Origin of the sequence: Salinibacterium sp. SWN139 (assembly GCF_015864625.1) — a bacterium.
In the GTDB taxonomy this organism is placed as follows: domain Bacteria; phylum Actinomycetota; class Actinomycetes; order Actinomycetales; family Microbacteriaceae; genus Rhodoglobus.
In genome coordinates this window covers 886,428-901,439 of sequence record NZ_JADYWV010000002.1, presented here as the reverse complement: position 1 = coordinate 901,439, position 15,012 = coordinate 886,428, and the positions used below count along the sequence as shown (strand labels likewise).

Here is a 15,012-nt window from a genome sequence, read left to right as displayed (position 1 = left end):
CCTGTCCCTAGAACAGGAAGGATCCCCACAATGGATCTTACGAACCGCCATGGAATCATCACCGGAGCAGGCCAAGGAATCGGGCAGGCCCTCGCCCTCGATTTCGCCGCAAAGGGCGCACACTTGCTGCTCGTCGGCCGCACAGAAGAGACGCTGCAGAAGACCGCAGAACTCGTAAAAGAAGCCGGCGGAACATCCGAAATCCTCGTCCAAGACCTGGGCCAAGCGGATGCCGCAGCCCACGTCGCTGAGGCCGTGAAGTCGTGGGACACCCTCGACCTTCTCGTCAACAACGCCGGTAACGTGCGCGCGGGGCGACTCGAGGATGCCACCGCAGCCGAGGCCACCGCGATGATCGACCTCAACCTCACCGCCCCCATCCTCCTGACTCAGGCGCTGTTGCCGCGCCTGCGCACCAGCGGAGCCGCAGGGGGAAGCCTCATCGTCAACATTTCCAGCGAGATCGCTCTCGTCGCGATGCCGTTCTACGCCGTCTATGCCGCAACCAAGTCTGGTCTTGCGGCATTCGGTGAAGCGATGCGCCGCGAACTTCACGGCACCGGAGTGCACGTCTCGACCGTCTACCCGGGCGCCACAGACACGGAGATGATGAGCAGCCAGAACGCTGACTGGAAGCGCGGCCCCGTCTCTGGCGTCGTCGATCGCGTGATCTCCGGTCTCAGCGACGACGAGTACGAAATCAACGCAACGCACGAACGCGCGCGCAGCATGCAGGAACTCAACCACTCCGATCCGCTCGCTGTCGATGCCGCTATGGCCGATGGCCTCGCGGACATGGAAGCGGCCGTCAAGGACCACAACAGCATCTAGCGGATCGCGCCTCGGTAGCGTCCTGAACGCAGGCGCGCCAGACGTCGCCTAGACAACACGAAAGCCCACGACTGCATCCTTGGAGTCGTGGGCTTTCGCGTGCGGAACGCGAGGCTGTTTAGGCCTTGCGTCCAGAAATGGTGCGGAACAGGAACGCGATCACTGCAAGCACAGCCAGAACGACTCCCACCCAGAGGAGGAAGTTGAGCGACTGCACGAGGCCACCCGTGAGCAGCAGGGCGATGGCGATTACGGCGACGATGATGAGGAGAGTATTCATAGGGGGATACCTTTCGAAAGGAGTTGTGGGGGAGTAAGCGTGTTGTAGGGGAGTGAGAGAGTTGCGGTGACCGCTACTCGGAGACGGCATCCTTCACGTTCTCGCCGGCCTTCTTCAAGCTGGCCTTCGCCTGGTCGGCGTTGCCCTCAGCTTCGAGTTCCTCGTTGTTAGTCGCCTTACCGGCGGCTTCTTTAGCCTTACCGGTGAGGTCTTCTGCGGCGTTTTCGATCTTGTCTGAAGCGCTCATTATGGAGCTCCTTTTTCTCGGGGGAGTGAATTGGCGTGGCGTGCCCGTCTGCACTGGCGGAGGGCGACAGGCACGCCACCGGCTGAGAATAATCTGGGTAGCGGGTGTGAGGCTTCACCCCTAGGGGTGAACTTTCCCCATTTGTTTCTGCCGCCGCTTATCGTTGAGCCATGACCGCCGTACGTATTGCTCTAGTTAACGACTATGAGGTCGTCGCGCGCGGCGTTGTGGGGATGCTGCGCTCCTACCAGAATCGCATTCAGGTGGTCGAACTCGATCTCAACAGACAAGTCGACGAATCGGTCGATATCGCGCTCTACGACACGTTCGCGGGAACACAAGGAGATCGCGTCGCCGTGAAAGCCCTCGCCGCCAACCCTGCCGTCAGCGCCGTCGTCGTGTATTCGTGGAACCTCGATCCGACCCACATCGCGGCGGTGCTCGGTAATGGGGCCGCCGGCTACATCTCTAAAGGCTTGCCGGCATCCATGTTTGTTGCGGCTCTCGAAGCAATCAGTCGCGGTGGCGACCGTATTCACCTCGGCGGCAAAAGCACACCGACCGTGATGGCGGGCGACTGGCCGGGGCGTGAAGAAGGTCTCACCGAGCGGGAAGCCGAAGTCTTGGCGCTCATCACCCAGGGGCTCAGCAACGCCGAAATTGCCGAGCGAACACACCTCTCGATCAACTCCATCAAGACCTACATTCGCAGTTGCTATCGAAACATTGGTGCTACGAGCCGCACCAACGCGGTGCTGTGGGGAATCGAACACGGGTTTCGCCCCGATCGGGTTCGAGTCGACCATCCGGAACCTGCCCCTGGTGGCAGCGAACTCGCTCCGCAGGCATGAAACGACCCATCGTACCCGCGCCCTCGCTAGAGCCTGTCAAGAAAACTGCTGGCCGGATGCGGTCAGATCTCACCCGGGCGCGCATGCTGCAGGCCGCCAAAACTGCGGTAGCGGTCGCCATCGCCTGGAAACTTGCGCCCTATCTTCCGGGCGTCGCGGATAACTATCCGTATTACGCTCCCCTCGGCGCTATTGTCGCGATGTACCCCACGCTCATGGGCTCGATGAAGAATGCGGCGCAAACGATCGGCAGTCTGGCGGTGGCCATCGTGCTGGCGGGCGCCGTGATTATCTTCAGTTCACCGAGCGTCATCACGACGTCTCTAACTGTCGGTGTCGGTGCTCTCATCGCCGCGACAGGCTGGTTTGGCGCCAACCGTGAGTACATCCCCGTGACAGTGCTTTTCGTGCTCATCATTGGCGGGCCGGATGCCGATTCCTACTCAATCGGCTACCTCGAGCAAGCCACCCTGGGCATCGTCGTCGGACTCCTCGTGAACCTGCTGATCTTTCCGGCACTCACCCACAACGCCGTCGATCAACAGTTGGCAAACTTTCGCGCAGTGCTTTCTAGCCACCTCGCGGAGATCGCAGAAGCTCTCGCTGAAAGCTGGCCGCCCGAAAAAGACGGCTGGGCTTCGGGCAAAGACTCGCTTGTAGTCGTATCTGGTCAAGTGCGTGAGGCGGTGCTGCTCGCCGACGAAAGCCGGAAAGCCAACCCGCGAGCACGTCGCTATCGTCGCGACCTGAAAGCAGATCACGACGATCTTGCGGCTCTCGAAAATGTGACTTTTCATGTGCGGGACATCACCGATGTGCTCACCGGGGCAGTGTGGGGCATCCCAATAAAGGTGCAATTGAGGCCCGAATTGAGGCCTGCACTCAGCGCTGCGCTCGCTGCTGTCGCGACCGCGCTCAGCAGCTGGGACTCCGTGGAGGAGCGCCACGATGCACACGACCTCGCTACGGACGCTCTTGCAGCGCTAACCGCGGAACTGGATGCTAATAAAGACACCGAAAATGCAACCACGATGGGTGCATCAGCCGCAATTTCCATGGACATCGCGCGCATCCTCGCGGCTCTGAACACCCGACTGGAGCAGGCTGAACAGCTGGATGAGGCAGCGTCGAACGAAGCGAGCTAGCGCCGCCAGCTTCCTGGCCTAGCTGCCCTCTACAACCGTGCGAAGCGAGCCCGGATGAAGCAATACACGCCATAGGCAATGAGCCCGATGGCGATCACAATCAGCACCACCACTCCGAAAGGCAGATCGGTGAGGCTCGTGAGCGCAGCATCCAAACCCGACGACTTTTCGGGGTCGTGAGTGAACGCAGCAACGACGACAAGGATGCCCGCAACCCCAATCGCAACACCCTTAGCGATATAGCCCGCAACGCCGAGTCCGAGAACTGCGGTGCGCAGAGTACCTCCGGGCACAGAGATGTCCTCCGTAAACTTTTGGGTCGCGCCCTTGTAGATAAAGAAGCCGCCGACGCCCATGACCGCGAGGCCCGCAATGACGAGCACCGCGATGCCGATGGGGTTCCCCATGAGCTCACCCGTCAGACTGCTCGTGCTGCTCGATGAGTCTGACGAGCCGCCGAGCGCGAATGTCAGAGCTGTAGAGCCCAGCGCAAAGTACGTGATGCCTTTGGCTGCTTCCGCGCCGCGACGAGCCCATTTGCGTTTCGAATCCTGAGGCTGCATGAGGAATGCCGAAATCAGCAACCAAAGACCGAGGGCGAACATACCAATGACGACGGCCCAGAGCAGAAATACACCGCCCGGAGTCGAGGCCAACTGCCGGAACGCTCCGGACTGGTCAGCATCGGTTTGGCCGCCACCCGTCGCGATGCCGATCGCGAGTGCTCCAATGAGGAGGTGCACGAGTCCGTTTACGGCAAAACCGAGGCGGGCGAGAACTTGCAGTGCGGTGCTGTTTTTCGCGCTGCGAGCGGCATCTGAAGCTGAGGCATCATTCATGGAGGCCAGTGTAAATGAATTCTGTGAACGGATGTCGGCCTTGCAGCCGCATCCCAGCAGGCGAATGCAGGATGGATAGATGACACCCGCACCCGCACCTCGCCGCCTTCCCCGCCCCAAGCCGGTCACGCCGAAAGTGGGGCAAGAGTCAGTGTGGGATTACCCGCGGCCGCCTCGCGTCGAACACATGCCTCAGCGCGTTGTCGTGCGGCTCGGCGGGCACGTGATTGTGGACACGACGGATGCCGTGCGCGTGCTCGAGACGAGTCATCCGCCCGTCTACTACGTACCGATCGCGGCTTTCCCGGAAGGTGTGCTTGTGCCCGTTCGTGGCACAAGCTTCTGCGAGTTCAAGGGCGAAGCGCACTACTTTGACGTGGTTGCCGGGGGAGGCGTGGCCGAGCGTGCGGGGTGGGTTTACCCAGAGCCCACGCACGGGTTCGAGCAGCTTGCTACGCGTGTCGCGCTTTACCCTGGCCAGATGGACTCGTGTGAGATCGACGGCGAGCTAGTGACCTCTCAGGAGGGAGATTTCTACGGTGGCTGGATCACCAAGAACCTCGTCGGGCCGTTCAAGGGCGCGCCGGGCACGATGGGCTGGTAGCAGCAGAATCTGCTGCTGGGGCGAGAGCGGTGTGGCTAACTAGCGCTCGGGACCGGTGCGAGATCTAGCCCGCTGGTCAGCTGCCTGAACGCGTCCAACGCGTGCGAGGCGAGCACGCTGGGATCCTTCAGGGTGCGATCGATTTCAGCGCTGGCTTCGAGGGCTATGCGCAGAGCGCTCGTGGCTGCTGCGGCGAGCAAGCGCAGAGTCAACGGGGTTGTCTCCGTCGGCATTGCGGGGGCAAGGACCGACCTGAGTTGCACCTCTGAATCGGAGTTCACGCGGTGCCACACGTGTTGCAAAGCGGCGTCGCTGGTGGCGGCGTGAAGCAGACCAAGTGTCCAGCGCAGCCCCTCGATTTCCTCGGCATTGCGAGGGGTGAGTACGGCGGAGATCGTGTGTTCGAGGGCGGCGAGCACATTTTCGTCAGGGTCGGCTGCGGCGACGAGCGCGTGCCATTGGTCCGCGCCGATCGTCAAAAGAGGAGCTACGGCATCTTCCTTGCTGCTGAAATACCGGTAAAAAGTGCGAACGGCAACACCGGATTGCTGGGCGATCTCTTCGGCGGTCACTGCGGCTGCGCCGCGGTCGGAGAAGAGTCGCGCGGCTGTGCGAGCTATCTCAAGCTGAGTGTCGCGCTTGCGACGCTCCGTAAGGCTGAGAGGTTCTGCATTCATATAGAGGAGCGTACGCGCTGAATGGTGAACTGCATTAACTGTCACTATGGCACATTGTGCCACTTTGCCGTACCGTGGGGCCAACACCCACCTAGAAAGGCACCCCATGAACAGGTTCTCCGGACGTCGCGCCATTGTCACCGGCGCAGGCTCAGGCATCGGCCAAGCCACCGTGCTTCGACTCCTCGCCGAGGGCGGCAACGTCGTTGCCGCCGACGTGAGCGAAGCGGGATTGGCCGACACGGTCAGCAAAGCGGGCGAAGCTGGAGCGCGCCTTTCCACCGTCGTAGTGAACATTGCCGACGAAGAGTCGGTGAAATCCGCTGTCGCAACTGCTCTAGGCACGCTGGGTGGACTCGATGTTCTCGTCAACGCTGCTGGCATCCTGCGCTCGTCGCACACCCACTCGACGTCCCTTGAACTCTTTCAGCAGGTACTCAACGTCAACTTGGTCGGTACCTTCCTCATGATTCGGGAAGCCATTCCCGCGCTGCTCGAGGGCAACGGATCCGCGGTCGTAAATTTCAGCTCGACCTCGGCGGCTTTTGGTCACCCCTACATGTCCGCGTACGCCGCGAGTAAGGGGGGAGTTCAATCCATGACGCACGCGCTTGCCGCTGAGTACGCGAAGCAGGGAATCCGGTTCACTGCCGTTCAGCCCGGCTCGATCTCTTCGGGGATGACCGAAGGAATCGGCGAGAGCAAGCAGAGCATGGGGCCTGGTATTCCTGAAGACGCCGACTACTCGCTGTTCATGAAGATGAGCCCAGCGATCAAGGAAGGGTACGCGGGGCCCGAAGCAGTTGCCGGAGTCGTCGCCATGCTCGCTAGTGAAGATGGCGCATTTGTGACCGGCACCGAGATTCGTATCGACGGCGGCGCCCACCAGTAACTATCGAAGGGGCGTGCACCGGCGCATCCGTTGCGATGGACCGGTGAGCCTAACGCGCGCACTGCGCGCCACACACGCCAAAGGGCGCTGCAGCCGAGGCCAAACCTCCGCTGCAGCGCCCTTCAATTTTCGAGGCTTACAGCGGCCCGCGGAATGTTGCGGCGACGGGCGAGTCGTCGGGGAGGTCATCGCTTCGAACTGCTTTGACCGTGCCACCCGTACGCAAGACGCGCGCGGCGATTTCGTCAACGAGGCCGTACGTGCTCGGGCCAGGCTCGCTGGCGAACACAATTTGGCCGTATTCGTCGATGCTACCCTCGTCGGTCGAAGCCAAATCGAACAAAAGCGTGTCGACGAGTCCAGCGGCGGCGGCGTGAGAAACGTCGCTCAGTTGCGAACTAGCGAGTCCATTGCTCTGTTTGTTGCCGAACGTCGCACACCATGACGCGAGCTCGTCGGTGTGTCTTTCGGCCAGAAGTGCACGACCGCGATCCTCGAGATCGTCGATCGACAGCGAACTGGGATTCGCATCGATGGCGGATGAGAGAAGTCCGCGATAGGTGGAAATTTCACGGTACGCGGGCTGTAAGTCTGAGGATGCAGCGAGTACCAAAGGCAATCCCGAGTCACCAATGATGGGGAGCACCGCCTCCTGAATCTGGGAGCAGTAGCGTCGAAGTTCCACTTTCGAACCCAGGGCGCCATCCGCTCGAGGAGTGTCTGCCTTACCGTGGTTGTCGGCGGTTTCCAGCGTTCTGCCGAGATCCTCGGGGAGGTCAGGCAACGCGATCTCGTCGCTCGAATCATCGGCGTTGAGAGAGAGAAGCCTCACACTGCCCAGCGTCACGGCGAGCACATAGCCGGAGTGGCCGAACGTGGTGGCGCGTAGCAGCGGACCGAGGTCGAATCGATCACCAATGGCAACGAGCGTGGGCAGTTCATTGCGCAGGCGGAACGACTGAGTGATCTCTGGCGAGACAAAAACGGCGACTGAACGCGCAGAAGACGCCCAAAATCCGGTGTCGTGATCCAGCGCTCCCAGCGACTGACCGATCGCGTCCAACTCAGCTTTCTCTACGCCAAGCACGCCGAGCTCTGCCAGCGCTTCTGTCGCTGCCGAGCGGAGAGCGAGTCGCGCCGCCTCAGTGTCGCGGCCGATAGGGGGCCCGCCATCGGTCGATCCTGGCGAAACATACAGCGAAACGCTGGCGATGTTTCGCTGCTGCGAAAGTGCTACTAGGTCTTCATGAGAGGGGATGTCGATGCTCATGGGGTCACGATACTCAGAACGACTGGGAGCGCAATCAGGTCAGTGCGGTTAGCTTACAGAGAGCGTGCGCGAAACGGTTACTCTTCACCCGGAATCAACGCGGCATGATCAGTGGCAACCGAGCATGCATCACTTGGACAGTAGACAGTGAAGCCGTCGAAGTCCGGGTATGGGGTTCCGTCTTCTTGATCGGATGCCAGCATCCAGAACAGCGCCCCGTCGACGCCCGTATCGCGTACGGTCGTCAACCACGATGCGTAGGTGTCGGCGCGCGATGACTCGTCCATCACACCGAACTCGCCAAGAAACACCGGCTTGCCGATGTCTGCGGCAGCTTCTGCGTGTTTCTCGATCCAACCGGTGCCCCACGCCGTCGAGGTCTGCCAATGGTCGGGGTAGAGGTGCATCGACATGATGTCAATGCTGCGCAGCGACGCCAGCGCCACAGTGTCGACGCCGTTGGAGCAGTTTTCGCCGAAGCCAGCCCCATATCCGGAAGCGCCGAACTCTTGCGTGAGCGTCCAGGTGTCTTCATCTCCACAGAAAAAGCCTTCATCGCCGACGCCAAGCAGATGAATGCGGTCGATTGATTTCACGTGACGGCTCATCTCATCTACCCACTCGGTGATGGTCGTGGTGTCACACTCGCCATCTGCAAAAGTGCCCGAGCCGGTGCAGCTGGGCTCGTTCGCAAGCTCCCAAGCGAGGATCGTGGGGTCATCTTTGTACTGGATGCCCGTAATCGTGTTAGTGCGGTTCAGGAGCGTTGATACCCAATCCTTGTACCAGTCGCGAATGCGCTCGTCCGTATAGAAATCAGCGTGCTCGTCGAGGCCAGCCCACTGAACGTACTGATCCATGCCGCCGTAGGCATTCCAGTTGTTCGTGAACGGAATCACGAGTTTGATGTCGCGCGCGGCTGCTTCGGCGACTACAAAATCGAGTTTCTCCAGTCCAGTCGCGCCGGTGTTCGCGACGGGGGCGCCGGTCGCGTCATCCCACACTTGGTACCAGACGCCTTCAAAGTCGTCCGGTGCGACTCCCGAGCCGTTGGTGTCTCCGTAGTCTTGAAAACCCCACGCGCGGATGACGGTGAGACCGGCTTGCTCGGCATCGTCAAGCAGCGCCACCACTGTGCTCTCTGACTTGTGCCCGAGATAGTAATTGTTGGCACCGGCGAACTCGAACGGTTCGCCCTGGAACACCAGCTCAGTGCCGTTTGCGCGCACAAAGGTGGCTGCGAACGCGGAGTACTGAATTGCGGCAACGATGCCGAAGACGGCCGCGATCACTAGCGCGGCCGCGAGCACTGCGGCGATCACTCGCGTGCGGAGTCGACTCACCGGCACGCGACCGCGACCGCGTGCGCTAAAACAGAAGCGAAAGAGAGCATGGGGAGATGGTAGTCGCCATTGACGGTGGCAGAACCAATTGCGAGAACACGAGACAGCGGATGCCCACACCCGCTACCATGCTGAGAGATTGTCGCTCGCCGATGTTTTTCGTCCTCGCGCAACACACTGCACTGACGAAGCCTTCTCTATCGGCGGTCGATCCGCACAACGAGTCGACGGGATACACAGATGGGCTTCATTAAGGCGTTCGCAGGGGCTATTGGCGGAACGTTCGCTGACCAGTGGAAAGACTTCCTCACCCCGCCAGCTCACTTGGCTCCCACGGCGGCGATTTTCCCGGCCGTGGCGCAGGGCACCAATGCCGGGCGCGGGTCTAACACCCAGGGCTCCGAGCACATCATCACGAATGGCAGTCGCATCGTCGTTCCTGAGGGGTATGGTCTCGTGACCTTCCAAGATGGGCAACTGACCGGCTTTGTCGGCGAGCCTGGCGGCTTCATTTTCACGTCGGAAGATCAGAACGCTGAGTCGTTCTTTGCCGGCGACGGCATCATCAGCTCCACGGTGAAGACATCGTGGGAGCGCTTCAAGTTCGGCGGCCAGCCCGGCTCGCAGCAGCTTGCCTTCTATGTGAACCTCAAAGAGATCCCGAATAACAAGTTCGGTACTCAGTCTGAAATCTACTGGGATGACGCCTATCTCAACGCGCAAGTGGGAGCCATCACGCGGGGTAGCTACTCCCTCAAAATTGTTGACCCGATCCTGTTGGTGAAGAACTTTGTTCCCCTCACCTACCTCGGCCAGTCACCGAAGGTTTTCGATTTCTCTGACCTCGACAACGATGCTGCCAGTCAGCTCTTCAACGAAGTTGTCGGATCGCTCGCCGCCGCATTCTCGTATTACACAAACGACCCCAGCAAGGGAAACCGCATCGCCAAGATCCAGGGCGACGCTATCGGATTCGCGCAGTCGTTGAGCGCTGCTGTCGATGACGCGTACCAGTGGACCACTGACCGCGGAATCACCATCGAAAAGGTCGCGCTTCAGTCCATTGAGTACGACGAAGACACTCGTGCTCTGCTCAGCGACGTCAAGAAGGCGGATGCTCTCGGCGGCGCCCGCGGTAACTCCTTCATGCAGCAGGCGGCAGCCCGCGGCTTCGAAGCGGCTGGATCAAACGAAGGCAGTGGTGGCGGAGGAGCCGGTATGGCCTTCCTCGGCATGGGAATGAACGCGACTGGCGGCGCAGCCGCAGGATTCCAGCAGCCGAACGCCGCTCCACCGCAGCAGGCAGCACCCGCAGCAGCACCGGCGGCTCCTGCCGCTGAGGATCCCATGGCGAAGCTGCAGCAGTTCAAGACGATGCTCGACCAGGGACTCATCACTGAAGCCGACTACGAAGCGGCTAAAGCTAAAGTCCTCGGGTTGTAGTCGGTTATGCCGATGGATGCTGTGGAGCCCGAGACCCCGCCGCCGGCCACCACCGACGACGCACCTCGCGTCATCAACACCGACGATGGTGCAAAGGATGGACTCGCAAAGTGTGCTCGGTGTGGTGCCACCGAGATCTCGCTCAACGTAGCCACGGGCAACTTGCGGTGTGGTTTTTGCCGCTTCGAGTGGTCTACCGATAACGCCATTGAGGCATTCAACCTCAACGGTGATATCAGCAAGCTGACGGGGCTCCTCGTTGGCTCGGGTTCGAGCGACATTGTGCCCTCGACCGACGAGATTCTGACCTTCAAGTGCAGCGCATGCGGTGCAGAAGTGGTGATCGATACCAACACGAGCACGCAAGCTCGCTGCCACTGGTGCCGCAACACTCTCTCCATGAACCAACAGGTGCCCAACGGCGCCGTTCCGGACATGATTCTGCCCTTCAAGGTCGAGAAGTCGACGGCTGTAGAGAAGATCGCCCACTTCGTAGGTAAGCGGAAGTTCTTCGCGCATCCGACCTTTAGAGCGGAGTTCAACGCCGAGAACGTGATGGGCGTCTATTTGCCGTACATGGTCGTGGATATCAATGCTCACGCCAAGTTGAGCGGGCAAGGCGAACATCAAACACGTTCGTACACCGTCAAGGTGGGGGACTCAACGCAGCAACGCTATGACGCAGATCTCTACAATGTGGCGCGTGAATTCGACATTCACGTGAACGATTTGACCGTGGAATCTTCTAGCGATCGTCTCGACCAAAACACGGCCGTGAACTCGAACAACATCATCAATACGATTATGCCGTTCGATGTCGAGAATTCTGTTCGGTACGACTCCAACTATCTTGCTGGATTCACCTCAGAACGTCGCGACAGCAATCTCGATCAGCTCGCGCCCCTCGCGCACACGCAGGCGGAGGACATCACTCGCCATCGTGTCAACGACACCTTGAAGTTCTACGATCGCGGCGTGCGTTGGGCTGCTGAAGAAGTGGATGTGCGCGGTCAGCGCTGGGTCTCGGCCTACTTGCCCGTGTGGCTCTATAGCTATCAGCAGCGCAAGTCGAACGGTAAGACATTTCTGCACTACGTCGCGGTGAACGCGCGCACGGGAGAGACCATGGGAAGCATTCCGTTGCACCAGAGCAAGTTGTTGATTGTCTCGGGCATCGTGCAACTCGTCGGTACCGTAATTGGTCTCGTACTTGTGGCGGTGGGAATCTGATGCTGAACCTCACACTGTGGGCTGCTGAGAGCGGTCAGATACTCGCTGCGGGATCCTCGGATGATGACTCGGGAGGGCTTGGTCTTGTTTTCTTGCTCTCGGGGTTTGTCTTCTACTCCGCAATCTATTTTCGCTACCGCAACTCAGATAAGCGACACGGCCACGAGTCTGAGACGGAGGCGACGATGGTAAATATGCAGGAACACGACGAGTTCGTGAAAGCTCGAAAGGGCCTGAGCAACCGTCGGATGTCCGGCGCAAATAACACGGCCGTGCGTGGCGCGAGCAACAAGTTCTCTACCGGGATCATGAGCAAGTTCAAGCTATAACGCTCGTGTCAGAGTCGAGGAACCAGCGGGCGGTGCTGGACCTAGCCCTGCCCTTGGTTGCGACGTCGCGTGACACGGGGCGGGCGACCACCGAGAAATGACTTACCCGAGTCAACGAGAAACTCTTTGCTCAGTGCTTCGCGGCCCACGAGCATCCGAAAGCCCATTTCATCGCGATTGGTGAGCGTCGTTTCAGCGGTGACGGTGTGCCCGCACAGCACCACATCGATGAGTACGACGATGCGATCTTCGCTGTGCCCCGAGGAGCTGCGAACGGTTCGCCGATCGTGGATGGCGCACTCCACCACAGCGTCATCTTTAGCGGACCGCTGCCAGGGGCGCACGCGAAAGCGCACCCACTCGCTGCCGTCGGGGCGCACAAATTCTTCGATGTCGTCGGCGTGAAGCGCAGAACTCTGCGCGCCGGTATCGAGTTTGGCTTTAATCCACGGCACGCCAAGATCGGGCAAGGAAACCCACTCACGCCAGCCTGCGATCGTGTTTGAATGGGTGGGCTCTATCACCCCCTTATCTTGGCAGGTCATTCGATGAAACTCGCTATCCTCTCCCGTGCGCCGCAGGCGTATTCCACAGTGCGACTTCGGGCCGCCGCTGAGCAACGTGGTCATACGGTGAAGGTTCTCAACACTTTGCGCTTCGCAATCGACCTCACGGGTGAGGAACCCGACCTGCAGTATCGCGGCAAGCTGCTCTCGGACTACGACGCCATCCTGCCCCGCATCGGCAACTCGATCACCTACTTTGGTACGGCTGTCGTGCGCCAGTTTGAACAGATGGATGTCTACACGCCCAACACCTCGAGCGGCATCACGAACTCGCGCGACAAGTTGCGTGCCACCCAGATTCTCTCTCGCCACGACATCGCGATGCCCGCGACCACTTTTGTGCACAACCGGGCGGATGTCGAGATGGCGATCGAGCGCGTCGGTGGTGCGCCTGTCGTGATCAAGCTGCTCGAAGGCACCCAGGGGATTGGCGTGATCCTCGCTCCGGACACGCAGGTCGCGAAGGCGATCATCGAGACCCTGCATTCAACGAAACAGAACGTGCTGATTCAGAGCTTCATCTCCGAGAGCAAAGGCCGCGACATCCGCGCCCTCGTGGTGGGTGACCGCGTGGTTGCCGCGATGCGACGCGTCGCTGTGGGAGACGAGTTCCGCTCGAACGTGCACCGCGGCGGCAACGTTGAAGCCGTTGAGCTCACGCCCGAGTACCACCGCGCAGCGGTGAAGGCCGCCCAGATCATGGGTCTGCGCGTTGCCGGCGTCGACATGCTGGAGGGCAAAGATGGCCCGCTCGTGATGGAGGTCAACTCGTCGCCCGGGCTCGAAGGCATCGAGCGAGCCACCGAGTTGGATGTCGCGGGCGCGATCATTGACTACATCGCCAACCAGGTGGCGTTCCCCGAGATCGATGTTCGCCAACGCCTGAGCGTCTCGACGGGGTACGGCGTTGCCGAGATCGTTGTCGGAAGCGATGCGGAATTCGTGGGGAAACAGCTCGGCGAATCTGGCTTGGGGGAGAAGGACATCACGGTGCTCACTCTGCACCGCGGCTCCAACGTTGTGCCCAACCCTCGCCGCAGCACGGTTCTCGAAGCGAACGACCGCCTGCTCTGCTTCGGCAAGCTCGAAGAAATGCGGGCCATGATCCCGGCTCGCCGCCGCCGCCGCGCAAAGGTGCGCAAGCTGCCTCCCGAGCCGATCGTCGAAGACTAGACGTGGCAGAGATCGATGATCTCCCGGTGACAGAGTTCGGGTTTCCGGGAGCGCTTCGCGACACCCTCGTGGCGGCGATCATGGAGGGGGAGAAGACTTCGACGTCATCCACGCTTGTCGAATACGGAGTTGAGAACGAGCCGCTGCCGGTTGTTGGTGAGCGCTACGCCCTTGTGGACTCGGACGAGAAGCGAGTAGCGGTGCTTGAAATAACCGACGTTCAACAGCTTCGGCTGGCTGATGTGCCGTGGGAGCACGCTCGTGACGAAGGCGAGGGGTACGAATCGGTCGCGCAGTGGCGTGCCGGTCACGAATCGTATTGGCAGAGTGACGACATGCGCGGCTTTCTTGACGACCCGTTGTTCACCGTGAATGACGAGACCATTGTGGTGCTCGAGCGTTTCGTGGTTGTCTCTCGCGTGGCTGCAGCATGAGGCGCGTGATCGCGGGCCTTTATCGTGCTCGCGTCATCATCCTGTACGCGTCAGTGGTGACGATCTTCGCCGGCACCATTGGGGCGCAAGTAATCTCCGCAGTTGTCGTGCGATCGGTGTTCCAGCTGCTGCCGTTGCTTGGCATCATCGGGATGCTCCTCGTGCTCGTTGTGTTGCGGCCGGGCGTGAAGCTGTTGCCGCACCGCGAGCCTGTGACCGTAGCCTCACCCGTCGGTGGTCGTTGGCTCGCGCTCAACAGCCCCGCGACACGTGTGCCTAGCCACGGCGTTCGCGCCTATGGCCAGGCTCATGCGGTCGATCTCGTTTTTGACCCGCTCGGAGGTACTCGACCAGCCTTCGATACCGGAATCGTGCTGCGCTATCCGAGCGAGTATCCCGCATTCGGTCAGCCTGTGCGGGCCATGGTCGATGGCGTCGTGGTTCGCGCCAGCGATTCCCAGCGCGACCACCGGGCTCGCTCTTCGGTGCTTGGCTTCATGTACATGATGATCGAAGGCACGATTCGTGAGATCGGCGGGCCACGGCTTATCCTCGGCAACCACATCACCATCCGGGGCAACGACGGTATCTACGCGCTCGTTGCTCACGTGAAGCAGCACTCGGCGCTAGTTAAAGCTGGCGACCTGGTCGTCGCGGGGCAACCGATCGCCGCCTGCGGAAACTCCGGCAACTCCAGTGAGCCCCATGTGCACGCTCAGCTGATGGACCGGGCATCCGCTTGGACCGGGCACGGGCTCCCCATGCTTTTCGCTGACGTCACTATCGAGGACGAAACAGAGACGCGCGATGCGATGCCCGCTGACAATGAGCACCTCACCGCGCTATAACTCTGCCGCA

The 15,012-nt window shown here is 60.7% G+C and carries 18 protein-coding genes; 11 read left to right on the top strand and 7 right to left on the bottom strand.

Features of this window, described 5'->3' with window-relative positions; all coding sequences use genetic code 11:
- The first annotated feature begins 30 nt into the window (after nucleotides 1–30).
- Nucleotides 31–831, top strand: coding sequence for an SDR family oxidoreductase (locus I6E74_RS09490; protein ID WP_197125029.1), 801 nt, complete (start codon nucleotides 31–33; stop codon nucleotides 829–831).
- A gap of 118 nt (nucleotides 832–949) precedes the next feature.
- On the opposite strand, the gene I6E74_RS09485 is transcribed toward I6E74_RS09490, so the two are convergent.
- Entirely contained in the window at nucleotides 950–1,111 is a 162-nt protein-coding gene (locus tag I6E74_RS09485) for a hypothetical protein (RefSeq protein WP_197125027.1), read from the bottom strand.
- Between the two features lie 73 nt (nucleotides 1,112–1,184).
- Nucleotides 1,185–1,358, bottom strand: a complete 174-nt coding sequence (locus I6E74_RS09480; protein WP_197125025.1) for a CsbD family protein — start codon at nucleotides 1,356–1,358, stop codon at nucleotides 1,185–1,187.
- A gap of 170 nt (nucleotides 1,359–1,528) precedes the next feature.
- Between I6E74_RS09480 and I6E74_RS09475 the strand changes: the two genes are divergently transcribed.
- Together I6E74_RS09475 and I6E74_RS09470 are read left to right on the top strand one after the other, a co-directional pair.
- Entirely contained in the window at nucleotides 1,529–2,209 is a 681-nt protein-coding gene (locus I6E74_RS09475; protein WP_197125023.1) for a response regulator transcription factor, read from the top strand.
- Nucleotides 2,206–3,354, top strand: a complete 1,149-nt coding sequence (locus I6E74_RS09470; protein ID WP_231604867.1) for an aromatic acid exporter family protein — start codon at nucleotides 2,206–2,208, stop codon at nucleotides 3,352–3,354. The genes I6E74_RS09475 and I6E74_RS09470 overlap by 4 nt, the downstream gene beginning before the upstream one ends.
- 29 nt (nucleotides 3,355–3,383) lie before the next feature.
- On the opposite strand, the gene I6E74_RS09465 is transcribed toward I6E74_RS09470, so the two are convergent.
- Nucleotides 3,384–4,193, bottom strand: a complete 810-nt coding sequence (locus I6E74_RS09465; RefSeq protein WP_197125021.1) for a DUF1206 domain-containing protein — start codon at nucleotides 4,191–4,193, stop codon at nucleotides 3,384–3,386.
- A gap of 79 nt (nucleotides 4,194–4,272) precedes the next feature.
- Here I6E74_RS09465 and I6E74_RS09460 point away from each other — a divergent pair, with 79 nt between their 5' ends.
- A complete protein-coding gene (locus I6E74_RS09460) occupies nucleotides 4,273–4,797 on the top strand; it encodes a DUF427 domain-containing protein (protein WP_197125019.1) in 525 nt (174 codons plus the stop codon).
- Between the two features lie 35 nt (nucleotides 4,798–4,832).
- Here I6E74_RS09460 and I6E74_RS09455 read toward each other — a convergent pair whose 3' ends face one another.
- Nucleotides 4,833–5,474, bottom strand: coding sequence for a TetR/AcrR family transcriptional regulator (locus I6E74_RS09455; RefSeq protein ID WP_197125017.1), 642 nt, complete (start codon nucleotides 5,472–5,474; stop codon nucleotides 4,833–4,835).
- 106 nt (nucleotides 5,475–5,580) lie between these two features.
- Between I6E74_RS09455 and I6E74_RS09450 the strand changes: the two genes are divergently transcribed.
- Nucleotides 5,581–6,366 carry an SDR family NAD(P)-dependent oxidoreductase gene (locus I6E74_RS09450; RefSeq protein ID WP_197125015.1) on the top strand — a complete coding sequence of 262 codons (786 nt, stop codon included), beginning with the start codon at nucleotides 5,581–5,583 and terminating at the stop codon, nucleotides 6,364–6,366.
- A gap of 136 nt (nucleotides 6,367–6,502) precedes the next feature.
- On the opposite strand, the gene I6E74_RS09445 is transcribed toward I6E74_RS09450, so the two are convergent.
- On the bottom strand, nucleotides 6,503–7,636 hold the full coding sequence (locus tag I6E74_RS09445) for a hypothetical protein (RefSeq protein ID WP_197125013.1): 1,134 nt from the start codon (nucleotides 7,634–7,636) through the stop codon (nucleotides 6,503–6,505).
- A 77-nt stretch (nucleotides 7,637–7,713) separates the two neighbouring features.
- Nucleotides 7,714–8,979 (bottom strand): cellulase family glycosylhydrolase, encoded by a 1,266-nt coding sequence (locus I6E74_RS09440; protein ID WP_197125011.1) that lies wholly within the window; start codon nucleotides 8,977–8,979, stop codon nucleotides 7,714–7,716.
- Nucleotides 8,980–9,219: 240 nt separating this feature from the next.
- On the opposite strand from I6E74_RS09440, the gene I6E74_RS09435 reads away from it, so the two are divergent.
- Genes I6E74_RS09435 through I6E74_RS09425 form a run of 3 tightly spaced genes read left to right on the top strand, consistent with a single transcriptional unit; the run spans nucleotide 9,220 to nucleotide 11,981 of the window.
- Complete coding sequence (locus tag I6E74_RS09435) at nucleotides 9,220–10,422, top strand: SHOCT domain-containing protein (RefSeq protein ID WP_197125009.1); 1,203 nt, start codon at nucleotides 9,220–9,222, stop codon at nucleotides 10,420–10,422.
- A gap of 6 nt (nucleotides 10,423–10,428) precedes the next feature.
- Entirely contained in the window at nucleotides 10,429–11,652 is a 1,224-nt protein-coding gene (locus I6E74_RS09430; protein ID WP_231604865.1) for a TFIIB-type zinc ribbon-containing protein, read from the top strand.
- Nucleotides 11,652–11,981, top strand: a complete 330-nt coding sequence (locus I6E74_RS09425; protein ID WP_197125008.1) for a hypothetical protein — start codon at nucleotides 11,652–11,654, stop codon at nucleotides 11,979–11,981. Before I6E74_RS09430 ends, I6E74_RS09425 begins: the two co-directional genes overlap by 1 nt.
- Before the next feature lie 41 nt (nucleotides 11,982–12,022).
- On the opposite strand, the gene I6E74_RS09420 is transcribed toward I6E74_RS09425, so the two are convergent.
- Nucleotides 12,023–12,526 carry a RimK/LysX family protein gene (locus I6E74_RS09420; RefSeq protein ID WP_197125006.1) on the bottom strand — a complete coding sequence of 168 codons (504 nt, stop codon included), beginning with the start codon at nucleotides 12,524–12,526 and terminating at the stop codon, nucleotides 12,023–12,025.
- Nucleotides 12,527–12,529: 3 nt separating this feature from the next.
- Between I6E74_RS09420 and I6E74_RS09415 the strand changes: the two genes are divergently transcribed.
- The 3 genes from I6E74_RS09415 to I6E74_RS09405 are packed head-to-tail and all read left to right on the top strand — an operon-like array spanning nucleotide 12,530 to nucleotide 15,002.
- Nucleotides 12,530–13,720, top strand: coding sequence for a RimK family alpha-L-glutamate ligase (locus I6E74_RS09415; RefSeq protein ID WP_197125004.1), 1,191 nt, complete (start codon nucleotides 12,530–12,532; stop codon nucleotides 13,718–13,720).
- Nucleotides 13,721–13,722: 2 nt separating this feature from the next.
- Nucleotides 13,723–14,154 (top strand): ASCH domain-containing protein, encoded by a 432-nt coding sequence (locus I6E74_RS09410; protein WP_307784440.1) that lies wholly within the window; start codon nucleotides 13,723–13,725, stop codon nucleotides 14,152–14,154.
- The gene (locus I6E74_RS09405) at nucleotides 14,151–15,002 is read left to right on the top strand and encodes a M23 family metallopeptidase (RefSeq protein WP_197125002.1); all 852 of its coding nucleotides are present in this window, start codon (nucleotides 14,151–14,153) and stop codon (nucleotides 15,000–15,002) included. Before I6E74_RS09410 ends, I6E74_RS09405 begins: the two co-directional genes overlap by 4 nt.
- Nucleotides 15,003–15,012 lie beyond the last annotated feature (10 nt).

Coding starts and splice junctions, on each gene's coding strand:
- I6E74_RS09490 (WP_197125029.1), top strand. CDS start 31: ATGGATCTTACGAACCGCCATGGAATCATCACCGGAGCAGGCCAAGGA.
- I6E74_RS09485 (WP_197125027.1), bottom strand. CDS start 1,111: ATGAATACTCTCCTCATCATCGTCGCCGTAATCGCCATCGCCCTGCTG.
- I6E74_RS09480 (WP_197125025.1), bottom strand. CDS start 1,358: ATGAGCGCTTCAGACAAGATCGAAAACGCCGCAGAAGACCTCACCGGT.
- I6E74_RS09475 (WP_197125023.1), top strand. CDS start 1,529: ATGACCGCCGTACGTATTGCTCTAGTTAACGACTATGAGGTCGTCGCG.
- I6E74_RS09470 (WP_231604867.1), top strand. CDS start 2,206: ATGAAACGACCCATCGTACCCGCGCCCTCGCTAGAGCCTGTCAAGAAA.
- I6E74_RS09465 (WP_197125021.1), bottom strand. CDS start 4,193: ATGAATGATGCCTCAGCTTCAGATGCCGCTCGCAGCGCGAAAAACAGC.
- I6E74_RS09460 (WP_197125019.1), top strand. CDS start 4,273: ATGACACCCGCACCCGCACCTCGCCGCCTTCCCCGCCCCAAGCCGGTC.
- I6E74_RS09455 (WP_197125017.1), bottom strand. CDS start 5,474: ATGAATGCAGAACCTCTCAGCCTTACGGAGCGTCGCAAGCGCGACACT.
- I6E74_RS09450 (WP_197125015.1), top strand. CDS start 5,581: ATGAACAGGTTCTCCGGACGTCGCGCCATTGTCACCGGCGCAGGCTCA.
- I6E74_RS09445 (WP_197125013.1), bottom strand. CDS start 7,636: ATGAGCATCGACATCCCCTCTCATGAAGACCTAGTAGCACTTTCGCAG.
- I6E74_RS09435 (WP_197125009.1), top strand. CDS start 9,220: ATGGGCTTCATTAAGGCGTTCGCAGGGGCTATTGGCGGAACGTTCGCT.
- I6E74_RS09430 (WP_231604865.1), top strand. CDS start 10,429: ATGCCGATGGATGCTGTGGAGCCCGAGACCCCGCCGCCGGCCACCACC.
- I6E74_RS09425 (WP_197125008.1), top strand. CDS start 11,652: ATGCTGAACCTCACACTGTGGGCTGCTGAGAGCGGTCAGATACTCGCT.
- I6E74_RS09420 (WP_197125006.1), bottom strand. CDS start 12,526: ATGACCTGCCAAGATAAGGGGGTGATAGAGCCCACCCATTCAAACACG.
- I6E74_RS09415 (WP_197125004.1), top strand. CDS start 12,530: ATGAAACTCGCTATCCTCTCCCGTGCGCCGCAGGCGTATTCCACAGTG.
- I6E74_RS09405 (WP_197125002.1), top strand. CDS start 14,151: ATGAGGCGCGTGATCGCGGGCCTTTATCGTGCTCGCGTCATCATCCTG.